Annotated in this window: 17 protein-coding genes and 1 other annotated feature; all 17 genes read right to left on the reverse strand. The window is 40.0% G+C overall.

What is annotated here, in order from left to right; genetic code table 11:
• Nucleotides 1–93: 93 nt before the first annotated feature.
• The 17 genes from pyrR to L3V42_RS08190 all read right to left on the reverse strand — a co-directional run bounded on the left by pyrR (nucleotide 94) and on the right by L3V42_RS08190 (nucleotide 16,811).
• Nucleotides 94–636, reverse strand: a complete 543-nt coding sequence (gene pyrR, locus L3V42_RS08110; RefSeq protein ID WP_235761629.1) for a bifunctional pyr operon transcriptional regulator/uracil phosphoribosyltransferase PyrR — start codon at nucleotides 634–636, stop codon at nucleotides 94–96.
• A 165-nt stretch (nucleotides 637–801) separates the two neighbouring features.
• Nucleotides 802–1,713: an RluA family pseudouridine synthase gene (locus L3V42_RS08115; protein WP_235761630.1), complete on the reverse strand. Its 912-nt coding sequence runs from the start codon at nucleotides 1,711–1,713 to the stop codon at nucleotides 802–804.
• A complete protein-coding gene (lspA, locus tag L3V42_RS08120; RefSeq protein ID WP_235761631.1) occupies nucleotides 1,710–2,189 on the reverse strand; it encodes a signal peptidase II in 480 nt (159 codons plus the stop codon). Before lspA ends, L3V42_RS08115 begins: the two co-directional genes overlap by 4 nt.
• A gap of 536 nt (nucleotides 2,190–2,725) precedes the next feature.
• Complete coding sequence (gene ileS / locus L3V42_RS08125; RefSeq protein WP_238471738.1) at nucleotides 2,726–5,476, reverse strand: isoleucine--tRNA ligase; 2,751 nt, start codon at nucleotides 5,474–5,476, stop codon at nucleotides 2,726–2,728.
• Between the two features lie 656 nt (nucleotides 5,477–6,132).
• Nucleotides 6,133–6,355, reverse strand: a binding site (T-box leader).
• A gap of 56 nt (nucleotides 6,356–6,411) precedes the next feature.
• Nucleotides 6,412–6,915: a DivIVA domain-containing protein gene (locus L3V42_RS08130; protein ID WP_235761633.1), complete on the reverse strand. Its 504-nt coding sequence runs from the start codon at nucleotides 6,913–6,915 to the stop codon at nucleotides 6,412–6,414.
• A gap of 103 nt (nucleotides 6,916–7,018) precedes the next feature.
• Nucleotides 7,019–7,795, reverse strand: coding sequence for a YlmH family RNA-binding protein (locus L3V42_RS08135; protein WP_235761634.1), 777 nt, complete (start codon nucleotides 7,793–7,795; stop codon nucleotides 7,019–7,021).
• Between the two features lie 27 nt (nucleotides 7,796–7,822).
• Nucleotides 7,823–8,086: a YggT family protein gene (locus L3V42_RS08140; RefSeq protein WP_235761635.1), complete on the reverse strand. Its 264-nt coding sequence runs from the start codon at nucleotides 8,084–8,086 to the stop codon at nucleotides 7,823–7,825.
• 18 nt (nucleotides 8,087–8,104) lie between these two features.
• A complete protein-coding gene (locus tag L3V42_RS08145) occupies nucleotides 8,105–8,521 on the reverse strand; it encodes a cell division protein SepF (protein ID WP_235761636.1) in 417 nt (138 codons plus the stop codon).
• Between the two features lie 28 nt (nucleotides 8,522–8,549).
• On the reverse strand, nucleotides 8,550–9,221 hold the full coding sequence (locus L3V42_RS08150) for a YggS family pyridoxal phosphate-dependent enzyme (protein ID WP_238471739.1): 672 nt from the start codon (nucleotides 9,219–9,221) through the stop codon (nucleotides 8,550–8,552).
• A 25-nt stretch (nucleotides 9,222–9,246) separates the two neighbouring features.
• Nucleotides 9,247–10,053, reverse strand: a complete 807-nt coding sequence (pgeF, locus tag L3V42_RS08155; RefSeq protein WP_235761638.1) for a peptidoglycan editing factor PgeF — start codon at nucleotides 10,051–10,053, stop codon at nucleotides 9,247–9,249.
• Nucleotides 10,054–10,131: 78 nt separating this feature from the next.
• Entirely contained in the window at nucleotides 10,132–10,392 is a 261-nt protein-coding gene (locus L3V42_RS08160; protein ID WP_235761639.1) for a YlmC/YmxH family sporulation protein, read from the reverse strand.
• An 89-nt stretch (nucleotides 10,393–10,481) separates the two neighbouring features.
• The gene (sigG, locus tag L3V42_RS08165; RefSeq protein WP_235761640.1) at nucleotides 10,482–11,264 is read right to left on the reverse strand and encodes an RNA polymerase sporulation sigma factor SigG; all 783 of its coding nucleotides are present in this window, start codon (nucleotides 11,262–11,264) and stop codon (nucleotides 10,482–10,484) included.
• 124 nt (nucleotides 11,265–11,388) lie between these two features.
• Entirely contained in the window at nucleotides 11,389–12,108 is a 720-nt protein-coding gene (sigE, locus tag L3V42_RS08170; protein ID WP_235761641.1) for an RNA polymerase sporulation sigma factor SigE, read from the reverse strand.
• A 12-nt stretch (nucleotides 12,109–12,120) separates the two neighbouring features.
• Nucleotides 12,121–13,041, reverse strand: coding sequence for a sigma-E processing peptidase SpoIIGA (gene spoIIGA / locus L3V42_RS08175; RefSeq protein ID WP_238471740.1), 921 nt, complete (start codon nucleotides 13,039–13,041; stop codon nucleotides 12,121–12,123).
• Nucleotides 13,042–13,277: 236 nt separating this feature from the next.
• Nucleotides 13,278–14,417 carry a cell division protein FtsZ gene (gene ftsZ / locus L3V42_RS08180; protein ID WP_235761643.1) on the reverse strand — a complete coding sequence of 380 codons (1,140 nt, stop codon included), beginning with the start codon at nucleotides 14,415–14,417 and terminating at the stop codon, nucleotides 13,278–13,280.
• A gap of 65 nt (nucleotides 14,418–14,482) precedes the next feature.
• A complete protein-coding gene (gene ftsA, locus L3V42_RS08185) occupies nucleotides 14,483–15,766 on the reverse strand; it encodes a cell division protein FtsA (protein ID WP_235761644.1) in 1,284 nt (427 codons plus the stop codon).
• Between the two features lie 217 nt (nucleotides 15,767–15,983).
• Complete coding sequence (locus L3V42_RS08190; protein WP_238471741.1) at nucleotides 15,984–16,811, reverse strand: cell division protein FtsQ/DivIB; 828 nt, start codon at nucleotides 16,809–16,811, stop codon at nucleotides 15,984–15,986.
• Nucleotides 16,812–16,873 lie beyond the last annotated feature (62 nt).

Genomic DNA, 16,873 nt, shown 5'->3' on the forward strand with positions numbered 1-16,873 from the left:
AGGCTGCAAGAAGATACACATGTCCGCATATGTGACATGTAAAATCGCAACCTTTTAAATCTCTCTGGATTTAGTTAAAAGTTGTTTCGTTATTCACTTTTCATAAATAGAAACATGGTTGTCTTGATCTACTTCATCTAAATGAACGACAATAATTTCTTTCTCTGATGTAGGGATATTTTTTCCTACATAATCTGCGCGTATCGGTAATTCACGATGTCCCCGGTCAATTAGTACACCAAGTTGGATTTGCGATGGTCTTCCGAGGTCAATTACAGCATCCATTGCTGCTCGGACTGTTCGACCTGTGTATAACACATCATCAACTAGTACAACGAGCTTTCCGGTAACATCAACGTTAATACTTGAAGATTTCAGTTCTGGTTCATCATTGCTTGTTACTTTTTCCAAGTCATCACGATATAATGTAATGTCTAATTCACCAGTGGGTACAGTAATATTTTCAATCTGTTTAATTTTTTGCTGGAGACGTTCTGCTAGTGGCACCCCGCGTGTTTTAATCCCGACAAGAATTAAATCATCTGCTCCTTTATTTCTTTCGAGTATTTCATGAGCCATCCGCGTTAGCGCCCGGTTCATTGCAGGTGCATCGAGAACAGTTGCCTTCTTCATCATTCGCTTGGTTTCCTCCTATGTTCTCCATATAAATAATCCCTTTTTCACATGAGGAAAAAGGGATTGATACAATGACAGCATTTTTGCCGATCCTTTTTAGCCTCACAGGACTATGATTAAAGGTCTTCTTATTTCTATACATTATTTCAAACTTTGATTAACATGTCAATACATTTTTTCAATTATTTTTAACGCATCTTGAAAATAAGTCGGTATCTCTGATTCAAATTGCATCCATTTGCCTGATATCGGATGGGTAAAGCCAACCTTCTTTGCATGCAGTGCCTGCCCGCCTAAATCAATCGTCTTTCTTGGACCGTATAGTGGATCTCCAACAAGCGGATAACCAATATATCTCATATGCACACGAATTTGATGGGTTCTCCCGGTCTCTAGCTCGCATTCAATAAAAGAATAATCCGGGAAGTGTTTCAGTACTTGAAAATTGGTTACAGCCGACTTGCCGTTATCAACGACTGCCATCCGCTGTCTATTCTTTGGATCTCTACCAATTGGAGCGTCAATGATTCCTGTTTCATGAGGGATTTCCCCGTGGACAAGTGCAATGTACTTTCTTTCCACTTCCCGATTAGCAAGCTGCTCAGATAAGCCGATATGCGCCTGATCATGCTTTGCAACGATTAAGAGCCCACTTGTATCTTTATCTATCCGGTGGACAATCCCCGGCCGTTCCACTCCATTAATGCCAGATAGGTCGTTACAGTGATAGAGTAAAGCATTCACTAAAGTTCCCGAACCGTGCCCTACTGACGGGTGAACAACCATACCACGCGGTTTATTGACTACGAGCAAATCACTGTCCTCATATATTACATCAAGCGGTATGTTTTCCGCTTCAATTTCAAGTGCTTTTACTTCAGGGATTTGCCACTCGATTATATCCCCTTCTTCGCATTTATAATTTGCTTTAACTTGTCTGTCATTCACCTTTACGTAACCTTCTGCAATCCACGTCTGGATTTGCGATCTGGAACGTTCCGGATTTACATCAGATAACAGCTTATCAATTCTTATTTTGTTTTGTTCAGGAGCTACCGTATGGTTATAAAAACTCATGCCTTTTTCTTTTCCTTCCTTTTTTCATTTCTTTCTTCTATAATTGTTACAATAATAATGAGGACAACACCAATTGTCAGTGCAGAATCTGCTACATTAAAAATAGGGAAATTATAATTAAAGATAGTAAAGTCTGCAAAGTCCACAACTTCTTGTCTGAACAACCGATCAATGAAATTACCAATCGCTCCTCCAATAATAATTCCTAAAGAGATTCCGAGCAATTTATTGTCCCTGGCGTATTTATGCAGATAGTAAACAGCAGCCCCGATAAAGATGAGGGTAATAATATAGAAGAAAATCATTTGTCCTTGTAAAATCCCCCAAGCTGCTCCACTATTACGGTGTGAAGTTAAATGAAAGAATCCATCAATGATAGGAATACTTTCTCCAAGTTCCATATTGATGATAACAAGCCACTTTGTAATTTGATCCAGCACAATAATCGCAAGTGCGATGAGATAATATGTCAGCATGCAGCAATCCTCCGAATAAATGCTTCGATTAAAATTTTTCCTTTATTTATCTTATACTCTCCAGACACGAAACACAAGATTAAGCATAGCTTACAGATTAAAAAGACTGCTCCTTCAAGTAGAAAGAGCAGTCTTGATATTAACTAACGTGGGGAACTATATAATAAATATGCAGTTGACAACTAAAGTTGCTAGCATTATCCACGTCGGCTCTGCGCCCAGCAACTAGCAGATCTTTTGGTGGGGCGAGCAGTGTGCAGTCCCAAACTTCCCACTCCTCCAATCGATAAGGAAGACTCGGCCGTTCGGTCTTTGTGAGGCTTAGTCGCACTTATACCCTTGTGGTGAAAGTCAACATCAACTCACTATCTTCGCCTGAGTTTCCTTTATCTCAAAGAGAAGAATGGAAGTTCGATTAAGTTCACCCCATCCTGGAAGGCACAGTTTGTACGTTGCTACGACGCACAGAATGTGCTAGTACAGGCATTGCGAAGACGATCGCGTACTTAGCCTGTAAGGGCGCTTCTGTCTTTGTTTTAACCTTCATAATGTTCTTTAACAACAGATGCACAGCGTGTGCAAAGTGTTGGGTGATCTTGGTCCTCTCCAACTGTTTCGGATGATACCCAGCAACGTTCACATTTTTCACCAGGATGTACTTCTACAAGTACATTTACATAGCGATATTCTTTCGCTTTTGGCTCTTCATCTTTGATTGTTGCTTCGGAAACGATCAAATATTGATGGAGGTATTCCATCGATTCCAATACTTTTTTCGTTTCTTCATCCCGTGGAATCAATGTCACTTTCGCTTCTAATGGTTTGCCAATTAGTTTGTCATTTCTTGCTTCTTCCAGTGCTTTCAAGACATCATCACGCACATTCATGAATTGATCCCATTTTGCTTTGTCTAAGCCTTTAATTTCTCTTGGTTCTGGAATATCAGTCAACTGGACATATTCCTCTTTGACTCCCGGCACATATTCCCAAACTTCTTCAGCTGTGTGCGGAATAATCGGTGTAAGCACCTTAACAAGTGTCGTTAAGATTTCATAGTAGGCTGTTTGAATACTGCGTCTACGCTTATCATCTGGTTTTTCGATATAAAGAATATCTTTTGCAAAGTCCAGATAGAAAGAACTTAAATCTACCGAACAGAAGTTATGGATTTCATGGAAGATCGGTGAGTACTCATACACCTCATAAGATTTGCGTGCATCCGCTAGTACTTCCTGCAGGCGAGTCAGCATGAATAGATCAATCTCTTCCATTTCAGATTCAGGTACCTTATCTGTTGCAGGGTCAAAATCAGCTAAGTTTGCCAGCATGAAACGGAATGTATTTCTGATCTTCCGGTATGCTTCTGATGTTTGTTTGAGAATATCATCTGAGATTCTAACGTCTGCCTGATAATCGACAGATGCAACCCAGAGACGTAAAATGTCTGCACCTAATTGCTTCAACACTTTTCCTGGAACGATGACGTTTCCTAATGATTTACTCATCTTCCTGCCATCACCATCAAGTACAAATCCATGGCTGACAATTGATTTATAAGGTGCTTTGCCAGTTACAGCAACAGCTGTTGAGATGGATGAGTTGAACCAACCACGATATTGGTCACTACCCTCTAAATAAATGTCTGCTGGTCGGCGGTGATCTTCACGATTCATCAAAACTCCTTCATGTGTTGAACCGGAGTCAAACCAAACGTCCATAATATCCGTTTCTTTCGTAAATTCCCCATTCGGACTATGCGGGGAAGTAAATCCTTCTGGCAGCAGATCTTTTGCTTCTTTTTCAAACCAAATATTGGAACCATGCTCTCTAAACAGCTCAGATACATGATTAATCGTTTCTTCCGTAATGATTGGTGTATGATCCTCCCCATAAAACACTGGAATTGGCACACCCCAAGTCCGCTGTCTTGAAATAACCCAATCTTCACGATCTCTTACCATATTATACAGACGAGTTTCTCCCCATTTCGGGAACCATTCGACATTTTTAATTTCTTCCAGAATATCTTGACGGAAATCTTTGATCGATGCAAACCATTGTGGTGTTGCACGGAAAATTGTCGGTTTCTTCGTCCGCCAATCATGAGGATAGGAGTGCGTAATAAAAGTAAGCTTTAATAATGCACCGACTTCCTCTAATTTTTCAGTAATTGCTTTATTCGCTTTATCATAGAACATTCCTTCAAAGCCTGGTGCTTCGTCTGTGAATACTCCGCGATCATCGATTGGAGATAATGCATCAAGTTCATAACGCTGAGCTACATAAAAGTCATCTTCCCCGTGGCCTGGTGCAGTATGAACACAACCAGTACCAGCTTCTGTCGTTACATGATCGCCAAGCATGACAAGTGAATCACGGTCATAGAATGGATGTTTTGCGACGACTTTATCAATTTCCTGCCCCTTAAACTGTTTAACGACTTGTGGATTATTCCACTCCAATTCTTCAGCAACCGCCTCAAGCAATGATTCTGCTACAACATATTTTTCGTTACCCACTTCTGCTACAACATATTCCAGGTCTGGGTGAACACTGATTCCAAGGTTGGCTGGTAGTGTCCATGGTGTCGTGGTCCAAATAACGATTTTTTCATCTTCATTTAACACCCCTTTTCCATCTTTCACTTCGAATGTGACATAAATGGATGGGGACCGCTTATCATAATATTCGATTTCCGCTTCTGCAAGTGCTGACTCAGAAGATGGAGACCAGTTGACTGGCTTTAACCCTTTATAAATGTAACCTTTTTTTGCCATTTCACCGAACACTTTAATTTGAGCAGCTTCAAAGTCTTTTGTGAGTGTAATATAAGGATTATCCCAATCACCACGAACTCCTAATGATTTAAATTGTGTGCGTTGGTTGTCAATTTGCTCTAAAGCATACTCTTCACAAAGCTTACGGAATTCTGGAATAGGGATTTCCTTCCGGTTAATCTTTTTCTTTTTTGTAAGTGCAGTTTCAATCGGCAAGCCATGCGTATCCCAACCAGGAATATATGGTGTATGGTAGCCGGTCATCGACTTGTAACGAACGATGAAGTCTTTTAAGATTTTATTCAAGGCATGCCCGATATGCAAGTCACCATTCGCATATGGTGGTCCATCGTGCAGAATAAATAAAGGTCGGCCTTTCGTACGTTCTTGTACTTTCTCATAGATATGATTTTCTTCCCATTGTTCGCGACGAACAGGTTCTTTATTTGGTAAGTTTCCGCGCATCGGAAACTTTGTTTTTGGCATCAATAATGTTTCTTTATAATCCATTATGTATTTCCTCCTTCAAATTCGCTTCAGCATAATTTATAAAACAGATCATCATAACCCAACTTTCACAGTTTGGAACAACAAGATATTCCCTTCATTCAGCGTGAGTGATTTGGCTCGTTCACTTATTCAGAGCGCCAATCCGCCGTTCAATTGCCCGGGGGACGGATGCGCATCCTTAGGCACTGCTAGAGCTCCTCGGGCTGCCGCCCTGCGGGGTCTCCAGGCTCGTGCTATTCCCGCAGGAGTCACCGTCCACCGGGCAACTGAACTGGTAGGGGTGATTATTATTAATCGCATATACTCCAGGGCTATACCACGATAAAAATTATATCTTTGGAATAATAAACAGTGATCTAAATTTGACCTTTCCTGGGAGCAGTCCAGACACCTCGAGACTCCTGCGGGAGGCCGGCTAAGAACTCACGTCCTGTGACCAACGCCGGCATTAGAACTTCCTGTTCGGAGGTAAGCTTGGTGAGACCCCGCAGCGGGCTTGCCTGCGTGGAGGCTCACCAGCCGCTCAGCAGGTGCGAGAGGTGTCTGGACTGCGGACCTCCAGTAGAAAGTTTCGGAGTTTGGCACACTTACGCTGACTGAAAGCAATTGTCTTTTGTATGAAAGTTGCGTGGTAATAAAAAAGTCCTCTCTATCCCAAAAGGGACGAGAAGACTCGCGGTACCACCCTTATAAATTTAAATAACATATTTAAATTCACTCAAGAATCTCTTAACGGTGATGAGCCGGCCACTATTACTGTCATTTCATAGTGGATACATCAGGAGTGATTTTCTAAAAGTTATCTGTATCAGGCTTGCACCGATCCCTGACTCGCTTATCAGACATTTGCTTTTATACTGTCTCCGTCATTGTATGTTTCACATAATGTTTACTTGTATGAATTATATGTAAAAATTCCGTTGACGTCAAGCCTGCTATGCGTTATTTTTCAACAATTCATCTTCATCGCTAATTTCAGCTTCGAACAGATCGTCCCAATCCTCTGTTTCAATCATATCCAGCTGTGCTTCCACGATCATTTTCAAGCGAGTGCGGAATACTTTCGCTTGTTTCTTTAGTTCTTCTACATCCATTGCAATTCGTCTTGATTTGCTTAGCGCTTCATTAATGATACGATCAGCATTCTTTTCAGCTTCTTTTATGATTAATTTCGATTCTTTTGTAGCATTGCCTTTCACTTCCTCGGCAGTTTCCTGGGCAACAAGGATCGATCTATTTAAAGTCTCCTCGATATTCGTGAAATGACCTAACTTTTCTTCAAGCTTGTCCACTTTCTCTTCTAAATTCTTCTTCTCTCTGATGACCATTTCGTAGTCTTTCACAACTTGGTCAAGAAATTCATTGACCTCATCTTCATCAAATCCACGAATTTTTCTAGAAAACTCTTTATTATGAATATCTAACGGTGTTAACGGCACTAAGGCCACCTCCTTAAGTATAAGAAATTCTATCCATTTATTTTAATATGATTCACTTTATAATTCGACAGAAAATAAAAAAATCCTGCTTAAAAAGATTATTTTATTCCAAAGTCGCAGTAGTGATCCGCCATTTTTCTTTCTTTGTCTGCCCTTCTATCCGTACTATTTTACTTCGCCCCTTGCCTCGAAACGACAATAAGTCGCCCGCTTCCAAAAGAAACTTCGTGTCCTGAACCACTTTATGGTTCACTTTCACTTGTTGTCGCTCGATTGCTTGCTGACTAGCACTACGCGATATGCGGTAAACTTCCTTCAACACGGCGTCCAGCCGGAGAGAGGATACTGTCTGACTAGATTCCACCCAATTTGGACGGGGTATACTGACATTTGCCAGTTCTTTTTCTGTCAGTTTTATTTTTGCGTTTTTTACCGATGTCAGATTCATTACGATATAGGGACTTATTTCAGCTGCAACAATAATTTGAAGGAGTCCATTTGCAACAAAAATGTCTCCAAGTTTTTCACGCTTCACACCTGATGATAAAAAAGCACCCATCGCATCCCGGTGTGTCAGTGAAACAAATTTCTCCTGATAGGTTGCCTCCAGAAGGATTAGCTGGTAACTCTCCTCGGTTATTTCTTCATAGAATGGTGCGATGATCATTCTTTTTCTTTCTGTATGCGGGGAACCACCGAATGCGGCGATTTGCAGTTCGTCGTTTCCCGCACCAATTATTGTTTCAACAATTTGCTGCTCACGTGGATCGAGAAAATCGGTAAGCTTCGAAATATAGCTCCGTTCCACTTGATCTTTCCAAGAGAGGACCTGGTCAATGAACGGGGCTTCATCTTTACGAAAGTGCTGATAAATATCCATTTCATACTTCCTTTAATTGCAATTACTTTAGAAAAACATCCGGAAGAAGGTATCTAATCCCATTCCGGCAAAACGCAGAACGATAATCGCTACGATTGGGGAGATATCGATCATTCCTAGCGGCGGAATGAAACGCCTGAATATTTCCAAGTACGGTTCTGCGATTCTTCCAATTAATTCTCCAAATGAAGATTCCCTGGCTCCCGGAAACCAAGACATTAAAATATAGATAATCAAAACCCAAGAATAAATATAGATTGCAAAACTAAAGAGACCTAAGAGTTGCTCCATCAAAAACTACCTTTCTTTTTAAATTTCGTCATCATACAAATAGGACTCAGAAATCGACCCTGTAACATCAACACTTTCAGGTGTACACAGAAATGTTTCTGCACCGAGTTTCTGAATGTCACCATTTAGTGCATAAACTGTTCCGCTTAAAAAATCGACAATCCGTTTTGCCTGGTGACCTTCCACCCTTTGCAAATTAATCACAACGGAACGCTTATTGACTATATTATCAGCGATTTCCTGTGCTTCATTATAGGACCTTGGCTCACAGAGGACAACTCTCTGAGCTGGTTGCTGAACACTTTGGAGGTTCACTACGTTCTGAGACTTTTGCTTCGGCGTTATTTTCTCCGGTACGCTGTCTTCTTCAATATACTCGTATTCATACTCATCGTCCATTGTAAAGTAGTTTTTAATCTTATTTTTAAAACTCATATTTTTCACCTCTTCTTAAAGGGTAGGCTTATTCACCGACTAATTTCGAACCGATGCGAATATGGGTTGCACCTTCTTCAATTGCAATCTCATAATCATTACTCATTCCCATGGATAAATAATCGCATGGTGCGTGGAGTAACTTTTTATCCCTTATTGTATCCCTTAATGTCGCAAGTTCACGGAAGACGCGACGAATTAATTCCTTATCTTCCACATATGGCGCCATTGTCATCAAGCCAACAATTCTTACCTTTTCATACTTTTCGATTTCCTGAATGAAGGTTTCTACTTCTTCAACTTTCAGACCGTGCTTTGTCTCTTCTTCACTCACATTAACTTGTACGAAACAATCGATAGGGTTAGATGCACGCTTATTTATTTCTTTAGCAAGTGATACCCGGTCAAGGGAATGAATCATATCAACTTTATCGATAATATCTTTTACCTTTCGAGACTGAAGTGTACCGATAAAATGCCAAGCTGCCTCTTCTCCAACTGCTTCGTATTTTTTCAAAAATCCTTCTGTACGATTTTCTCCAAAATTTTTAATCCCTGCTGCAACTAATTCTTTATTTCGTTCAATTGTAACATATTTCGTTACAGCAATTAATGAAATATCTTCCTTATTCCGATTACTGCGTTCACATGCTGCCGTAATATTATTTGTAATCTCCTCAAGATTCGTTGCTACTACCATTTTCTATACAAACTCCTTCATAACATTATTCCAGCATACCAATGAACCCGAGCATTCGACCTGTTCGTCCTTGGTCACGCCGATGGGAGAAAAATAAATCATGCTCCCGATACGTACAATAATTTGTCATATCTATATTATGCCTTAATATTCCACAATGTAAAAGGATTTCCCTGTTTAACTCTTTCAGATCCAATAAATAGTGATTGTCACTCTTTACAGTCAGAACCTTGTCTCGAACATCTTTCGTAATTTGGGATGCAACATACTCATCTACTTCATAATGATTCCAAGAGATGCCTGGTCCAATTGTAACGAGAATATTCTCCCGCACCGAGCCATTTGCTGCAAACTGAGCAACCATTTCTTTTGCTATTTCCTTTACCGTACCCTTCCAGCCGGCATGTGCAATCCCAATTATTTTTTCTTCCGGGTCGTAAAAGAACAATGGAATACAGTCTGCGAAAAATGCCGTAAGCATAATGCCTTTTTCCTTTGTCAATATGCCATCAACGTTCTTTAAAGCTGTAGCTGTCGATATAGCGCCTTTCCCTTTATCCGAAGCGGTTACAAGTTGCACTTTTTTCCCATGAACTTGTTCGCCGGCAACCCAGTTTTCTAAGGGGAAGCCCGTTAGGTCACTAAGGGTTCTTCGGTTGTCTAACACATTCTCTATTGAATCATGGACATGGAGGCCGCAATTAAAGCTTGAAAAATCTCCTTGACTGACACCGCCATTTTTTGTGGAAATTCCAGCAACTAAGTCTTGCGATAATTCTTTCCAATTAATAAGCCGCATTAACTGCTTTTCTTTGATAATAAAAGGTTCCATTCCCAAGCACGCCCCCTCTACTTTGTTTCATTTTATCATATTTTGTCTAGTAGATAACCCCTAAATCTACACTTCTTTTTAAGGAAGCATTAATGTACGCTGATCAGCCGATTCTTTCACTAATATAACGTCTGTCCCAATTCGTAAAATTTGCTTCCATAACACTTGAATCTCCTCCGCCTTTCCAAAAAAGCCGCCCTTCGTATCCCGGTCTGCGAGAATGAGCGAAATAATTCTACCCGTTCGCACATCAATTTCCAAGTCAATGATGAAGCCTAATCTTCTTCCGTCCACCACAGAAATAACTTCTTTCATCTGCAATTCAGATAGCCGTATCATGATCTCACCCCTCTTATTATACTATATGCTCGGTACAACCTATTTTAAGACAAAAGAAAAAAAGCAGGTGGATGCCTGCTTTTGATTAATTATTCAAACATTCGTTTATTCATTTGTTTAATTGCTGCTTTCTCAAGCCGCGATACTTGGGCTTGTGATATCCCGATTTCTTCAGCGACTTCCATTTGTGTTTTGCCCTGGAAAAATCGTTTATTAACAATCATTTTTTCTCGTTCATTTAATTGAACAATTCCTTCTTTCAGGGATATTTTATCATCCCAGTTCGTCGCCTTGTCTTTCTCATCACTTATTTGATCGACGACATAAATAGGGTCGCCTCCATCATTATATATCGGTTCGAATAAGGACACTGGTTCTTGAATCGCGTCAAGAGCGAAGACGATATCTTCTTCAGGAATTCCTGTTTCTTCCGCTATTTCTTTATGTGTCGGTTCTCTTGAGGTTTTACTCATCAAGAGTTCCCTTGCTTGCAGGGATTTATAAGCAATATCCCGAAGTGAACGGGATACACGTATTGGATTATTATCTCTGAGATAACGACGGATTTCACCGATAATCATCGGAACCGCATAAGTGGAGAAGCGCACATTATGTCCTAAGTCAAAGTTATCAATCGATTTCATTAAACCAATACAACCGACTTGAAATAAATCATCAACATATTCTCCGCGGTTGTTGAAGCGTTGAATGACGCTTAACACAAGTCGTAAATTTCCATTTACCAACTCTTCCCGCGCCGAGAGATCATCTTCTTGCTGAAGTCTTATAAATAATTTTTTCATTTCTTCATTCTTAAGTACAGGCAGTTTCGATGTATCTACACCACAAATCTCTACTTTATGTCTAGCCATATCTGCTCAACCCTCCCAGATGTCGATGCTGTCAAGGACAGTATCTCCCTCTAAAAGGATTTTTATGCAGGTTGATAAAAGTAAGAAACTGGAAAAACCTAACGAGGTCAGGTCCAATAAGTGGTTACATCATTTTATTAAATTCTTTTTGGAGCCTGCGGATAATTTTCTTTTCTAACCTTGAAATATAAGATTGCGAAATACCTAACATATCCGCTACATCTTTCTGTGTTTTCTCTTCTTGGCCTTGGAGTCCGAAGCGTAACATCATAATTTGTTGTTCCCGTTTATTAAGCTGCGATAAGGCGTCCCGTAATAAGTTTTTATCGACCGTAGACTCAAGATTCTTCGTAATAATGTCTTCCTCTGTTCCAAGTACGTCGGATAGCAATAATTCATTGCCGTCCCAATCAATGTTTAATGGTTCATCGAACGAGATTTCGGATTTCAATTTGTTTGTGCGTCGCAAGTACATTAAAATTTCATTTTCAATGCAGCGGGAAGCATATGTTGCTAGTTTTATCTTCTTTTCTGGTTTGAATGTATTTACTGCTTTAATCAAACCAATCGTTCCAATACTAATTAAATCTTCAATGTTGATACCTGTGTTTTCAAATTTTCGGGCAATATACACGACAAGGCGCAAGTTTCGTTCAATCAACACTGCTCTCGCTGATTGATCTCCCTTTGTTAATCGTTTTAGAAGTTCTGCTTCTTCTTCTTTATTGAGTGGAGGAGGCAGCGCTTCTTTCCCGCCGATATAGTAAATCTCACTTGATTTTATTTTTAATTTAAATAATAAGCGATACCACAACATCCGTAAACGCAACTTCCACATGTCCATCTACCCTTTCTATTATGCTGAATAATGAATAGCCGTTTTAATTAGTTCTGGCTGCAACAAGCAATGATAGCTCCCGTCTCCGGTTAAATTTCCAAATTGAATTCCAACGAGAAAATTCGTCGCATAAATTTCTTTTTTATCATAATAAATCGTAATTTCGTCAGGTATAATTGTGAATAAAAAACCATTCCCCCCTTCAACACCTTGATATGGAATAATTCGTAAACGATCAACCCACTCATCGGGAATCTTATCCATATCGAGCGCCTCATGAGCGATTTTTAACTTTCCCCAGTCCTCTTTGTCAAACCAATGAGCTAAAAATGTTTCATCACAAATGATGACAGGTTTTTTAGTAAATGGGTCGACAAGCTGATTACCGCTATCAATAAAACTTTTTGTGGAATGACTCACCCCATTCATTTTTAATGTCACTGGGATCGTCGCATCATAACGAATCTTTTCTTGTACGTGCTTGTCCATGCGCTGTTTCGTAAAAATCCAAACAAGCGGGAAACAAACCACGATGAACAACCAGCTTAACGGATCACCAAATCCTCTGTTATAGGTGATGAATCCATTTCCAGAAACCGTGATTGGCTGATGAATGAGAAAGTGAAGGGCAATCAACCCCCCACCTATAGCGAAACTCATCATGTAAAATAAAGTAAGCAATTTCACTAATCGATAAATTGTTTTATAACCGAAACTGCTCGTCATAATAAAAATGGAAAAGATGACTTTGCCGATTACACTCGTGAAAAAGGAATCTGGATAGTAAATCGATAGCGGTACAATAAGTGAGGCGACCAATGCGCCGAAAGCTAAACGGTAACGGCTTGTATGTAATTTTGCTAACTTATCTGTCAGTAACAGCAACATGTAATCCAGCAAAAAGTTGAGTAACCATACCGCATCAAGATAGATAGCCAATACACTCTCCCTTTCTCCTGGTTTGATTCGTGATGGGCTCATGCGTGGTGTAAATTGAAGTATAGCCTAGCTACTTAGAAAAGTCTGTCAGTTCTTGTCTGCGATAAACAACTTCTTTTCACTAAATTATTCGGGGTTTGTCGGAAGGAGGATACCGGGAAATTGGCCAGCAAAAAAAGCCGGAACAAAACTTGAAAATAAGTTTCGTTCCGGCTTTTTTAAATTCAATTGTTAGATTAACGATTACGGTTACGATTTCTTAAGAACGTTGGAATATCGAGTTCGTCTTCTTCTATTTTAGGGCGCGGATTATTCGGCTTTGTTTCTCGTTGTGGTTGTTCTTCCGGCGCACGGCTTGCTGCTTGCTGTCTTTCTGCAATAGAAGGTCGCGCATCCCTTTTCGGTTTATTCGACTTTTGCGCGTTTTCATCGAAACCTGTTGCAATTACCGTAACGACGATTTCATCGTTCAGACTTTCATTAATAACAGAACCGAAGATAACGTTCACTTCTTCATCCGCTGCATTCGTTACAAGGTCTGCTGCCTCTTGTACTTCATACAGACTCAAGCTCGTTCCACCGGTAATATTCATCAAAATACCGTGAGCACCATCAACCGATGTTTCAAGAAGCGGGCTGGAAATAGCTTTCTTCGCCGCTTCTGTCGCTCTTGTTTCTCCGGTTGCGATTCCGATTCCCATTAAAGCAGAACCTTTATCAAACATAATTGTTTTAACGTCGGCAAAGTCTACGTTGATCAGACCTGGCTTCGCAATTAAGTCGGAGATACCTTGTACCCCTTGTCTTAGAATGTTATCCGCTTCACGGAACGCTTCCAGCATTGGGGTGTTTTTATCGACAATTTCAAGCAGCCGATCATTTGGAATAACGATCAATGTATCTACATTACTCTTTAATGTCTCAATCCCGGAAATAGCCTGGTTTGCTCTGCGCCTGCCTTCAAAGGAGAATGGACGAGTCACAACACCAACGGTTAATGCTCCAAGTTCTTTCGCGATTTGTGCGATTACCGGTGCAGCACCTGTACCTGTCCCCCCACCCATTCCAGCAGTTACAAAAATCATATCAGCTCCGGAAAGTACTTCTTCTAATTGTTCTTTACTTTCCTCTGCTGCCTTCTTTCCAACTTCCGGGTTCGCGCCTGCTCCAAGACCACGAGTTAATTTCGCTCCGATCTGAACTTTAACTTCCGCTTTAGATAAATTTAAAGCTTGAGCGTCTGTGTTAACAGCGATAAATTCCACGCCTTCCACTCCGTGCTCAATCATACGGTTAACTGCGTTGTTCCCGCCACCCCCGGCGCCGACAACTTTTATTTTCGCTAGTTCCTCCATATTTGTATCAAATTCCAACATACTTCGTTCCTCCTAATATGCAAAATTACAGATGTTTAAGAAGCTGATTCATCTTAATCTTTGAATCAATCAAAGAAATATTTAAATAGATTAGCAATCCCAGATTCTTTCTTTTTCTTCTTCTCTTTTGGTTCTTTCAATTTGACTTGTTTTGGATTCCGTTTTGCTTTTGGTTCGTGCTCCACTTCGGTAACAGATGGATATAACTGTTTCCCTTGGATTTTCGCATTTCGATATGCAAATTGCAATATACCGACACCTGTTGTATAAAGCGGTTCCCTTACACCTATGTAATCCGGAATTGCAATACGGACATTTGAGTAGAATAAGTTTTGAGCAAGTTCTAAAACTCCGGGCATCGCCATGGTCCCGCCGGTTAAAACAAATCCGCCCGGTAATTCATGGAAGCCCATACGTCTAATTTCTCGATCAGCAAACTCAAATATTTCTTCTATTCTAGCCTCAATCATATCAGAAATCTGTAACTGATTATACGTTTGTCTCTTATCACTGCCAATTATGGAAACGTCAAATGTTTCTTCTTCGTTCGCTTCATCGTAATAGGCGTAACCGTGATTAAGCTTAATATCTTCTGCTTCCTCTGTTGATGTACGAAGGCCAATGGACAAATCTTTCGTAATATTGTCCCCGCCAAGGGCAATTGTACTTGTCGCAACGAGATAATCATTTTCAAAAATGGATACAGTCGTACAGCCGCCACCTACATCAATAAGGGCTACACCCATGTTTTTTTCATCATCAGACAGCGCTACAGAACCCGCAGCTAATGGTGACAGACAAATATCTGATACCTCAAGTCCTGCCCGTTCTACACATTTCAGTGTATTATGTAACACAGTTTTCGAACAGGTAATCAATGTCCCTTCCATTTCGAGACGAACACCAATCATTCCTCGCGGGTCAGTGATTCCATCCAAGCCATCTACAATAAATTGTTCCGGAACCACATCGATAATTTCCCTTTCTGGGGGAATTGAAACAACTTGCGCTCCGTCCAATACTCTTGTAACGTCCTCATCTGTGATTTCCCTGTCTTCACTTTGGACAGCTACTACACCATGACAAGCCTGCAGCCAAATATGATTTCCATTTACACCGACCACGACCCGGTTAATTTCCATACCAACCATTCTTTCTGCTTGCTCAACTGCATTCCGAATGGATTGTACCGTTTGGTCAATATCAACAATCGCACCTTTTTTCATACCTAGGGACTTGGCAGTGCCAACCCCGATTATATTCAATGAATCATTCAATACTTCTCCGATAATAACTTTAATTTTGGTTGTTCCAATATCTAAACTTACTAGAATTTCGCTATTATTCAAAGAAAAGGCACCCCCTCATTCAACATAACCGTTCAAAATCATGAACAGATTATTCTCTATTAAAGTTTGTATTTTTCTTAGTCTCATTAATTATTAATTCAACATGACAAAGATGATTTCCTTTAAAATAAGAAAATAAACTTGTCAACTCCTATACTTTTCGTGTAATTCATTCATTTGTTGACGTTTTTGCTGGATAATTAAACAGTCATCCGTTTTATTCTTCTGATTCTCCTGTTTCAGATTCACCCATCAATTCTTCATCATCCGCATTCACTTCTTCATCCTCTGCATCGAAAGCTTCAAAATAAACCCCAACTCCCATATGTATAACACCCTTTACTTCAGGATCGAGCTGGGAAACGACAGAAGGATAGATCGTCATACCATCTGCAAAATCTCGAATCGAGCTTTGTACAATAAAACCATCGTTCATATAAAATAATACATTATTTTTATTATCTTCTGTTGGTTGCCAGTACATCTCAGATATTAAGTCTAAAATATCTTTTGGCAATTTATTCAATTCATTTGCAGCCTTAGCGAGGTATTCTTGATCTGTAAATCCAATTAATAACGGAGCTTCACCCGTGAATGACTGATATTCAACCATTTCCAGCAGTTCGCCGCTTTCGAGCACCGGAAGATAGGTTCCTTCTTCCGTTTCAAGGATTCCGATAATTTCTTTCTCTTGTACTGTGATTACAACCGTACTTGGCAATTTCCTGTCTACCGTCACCGTATCTATTATCGGATTATTCTCCAACGTTTCTTCGACAGCTGCAAAATCAATTGCCCAAATGTTTTGCTTCTCAGATAGACCACTGATTTCCACAATCTCCTCATCTGGGACAAAAGCGTTATTCTGAACCGTTACTTGTTTTACCTCACTTAATGGTGATTGAAGGTAAATGATTATCGAGATAAGGAAGAAAAAGATCGTCATGTAAAAAACTAAACGCCGATTCGCTTTCTTCTTCCGGGCTTCTTTTAATTTTGGAATACGGTCCTCAATGGAAACAATATTCTTATTGTTTTTATTCATCTCCATTTCTTCCTTTGTCAGCATACTAAATCATATTATTTTCAATTTTTATTGCTGATAAC

The organism is Oceanobacillus alkalisoli, from assembly GCF_022213125.1.
Lineage (GTDB): Bacteria > Bacillota > Bacilli > Bacillales > Amphibacillaceae > Oceanobacillus > Oceanobacillus alkalisoli.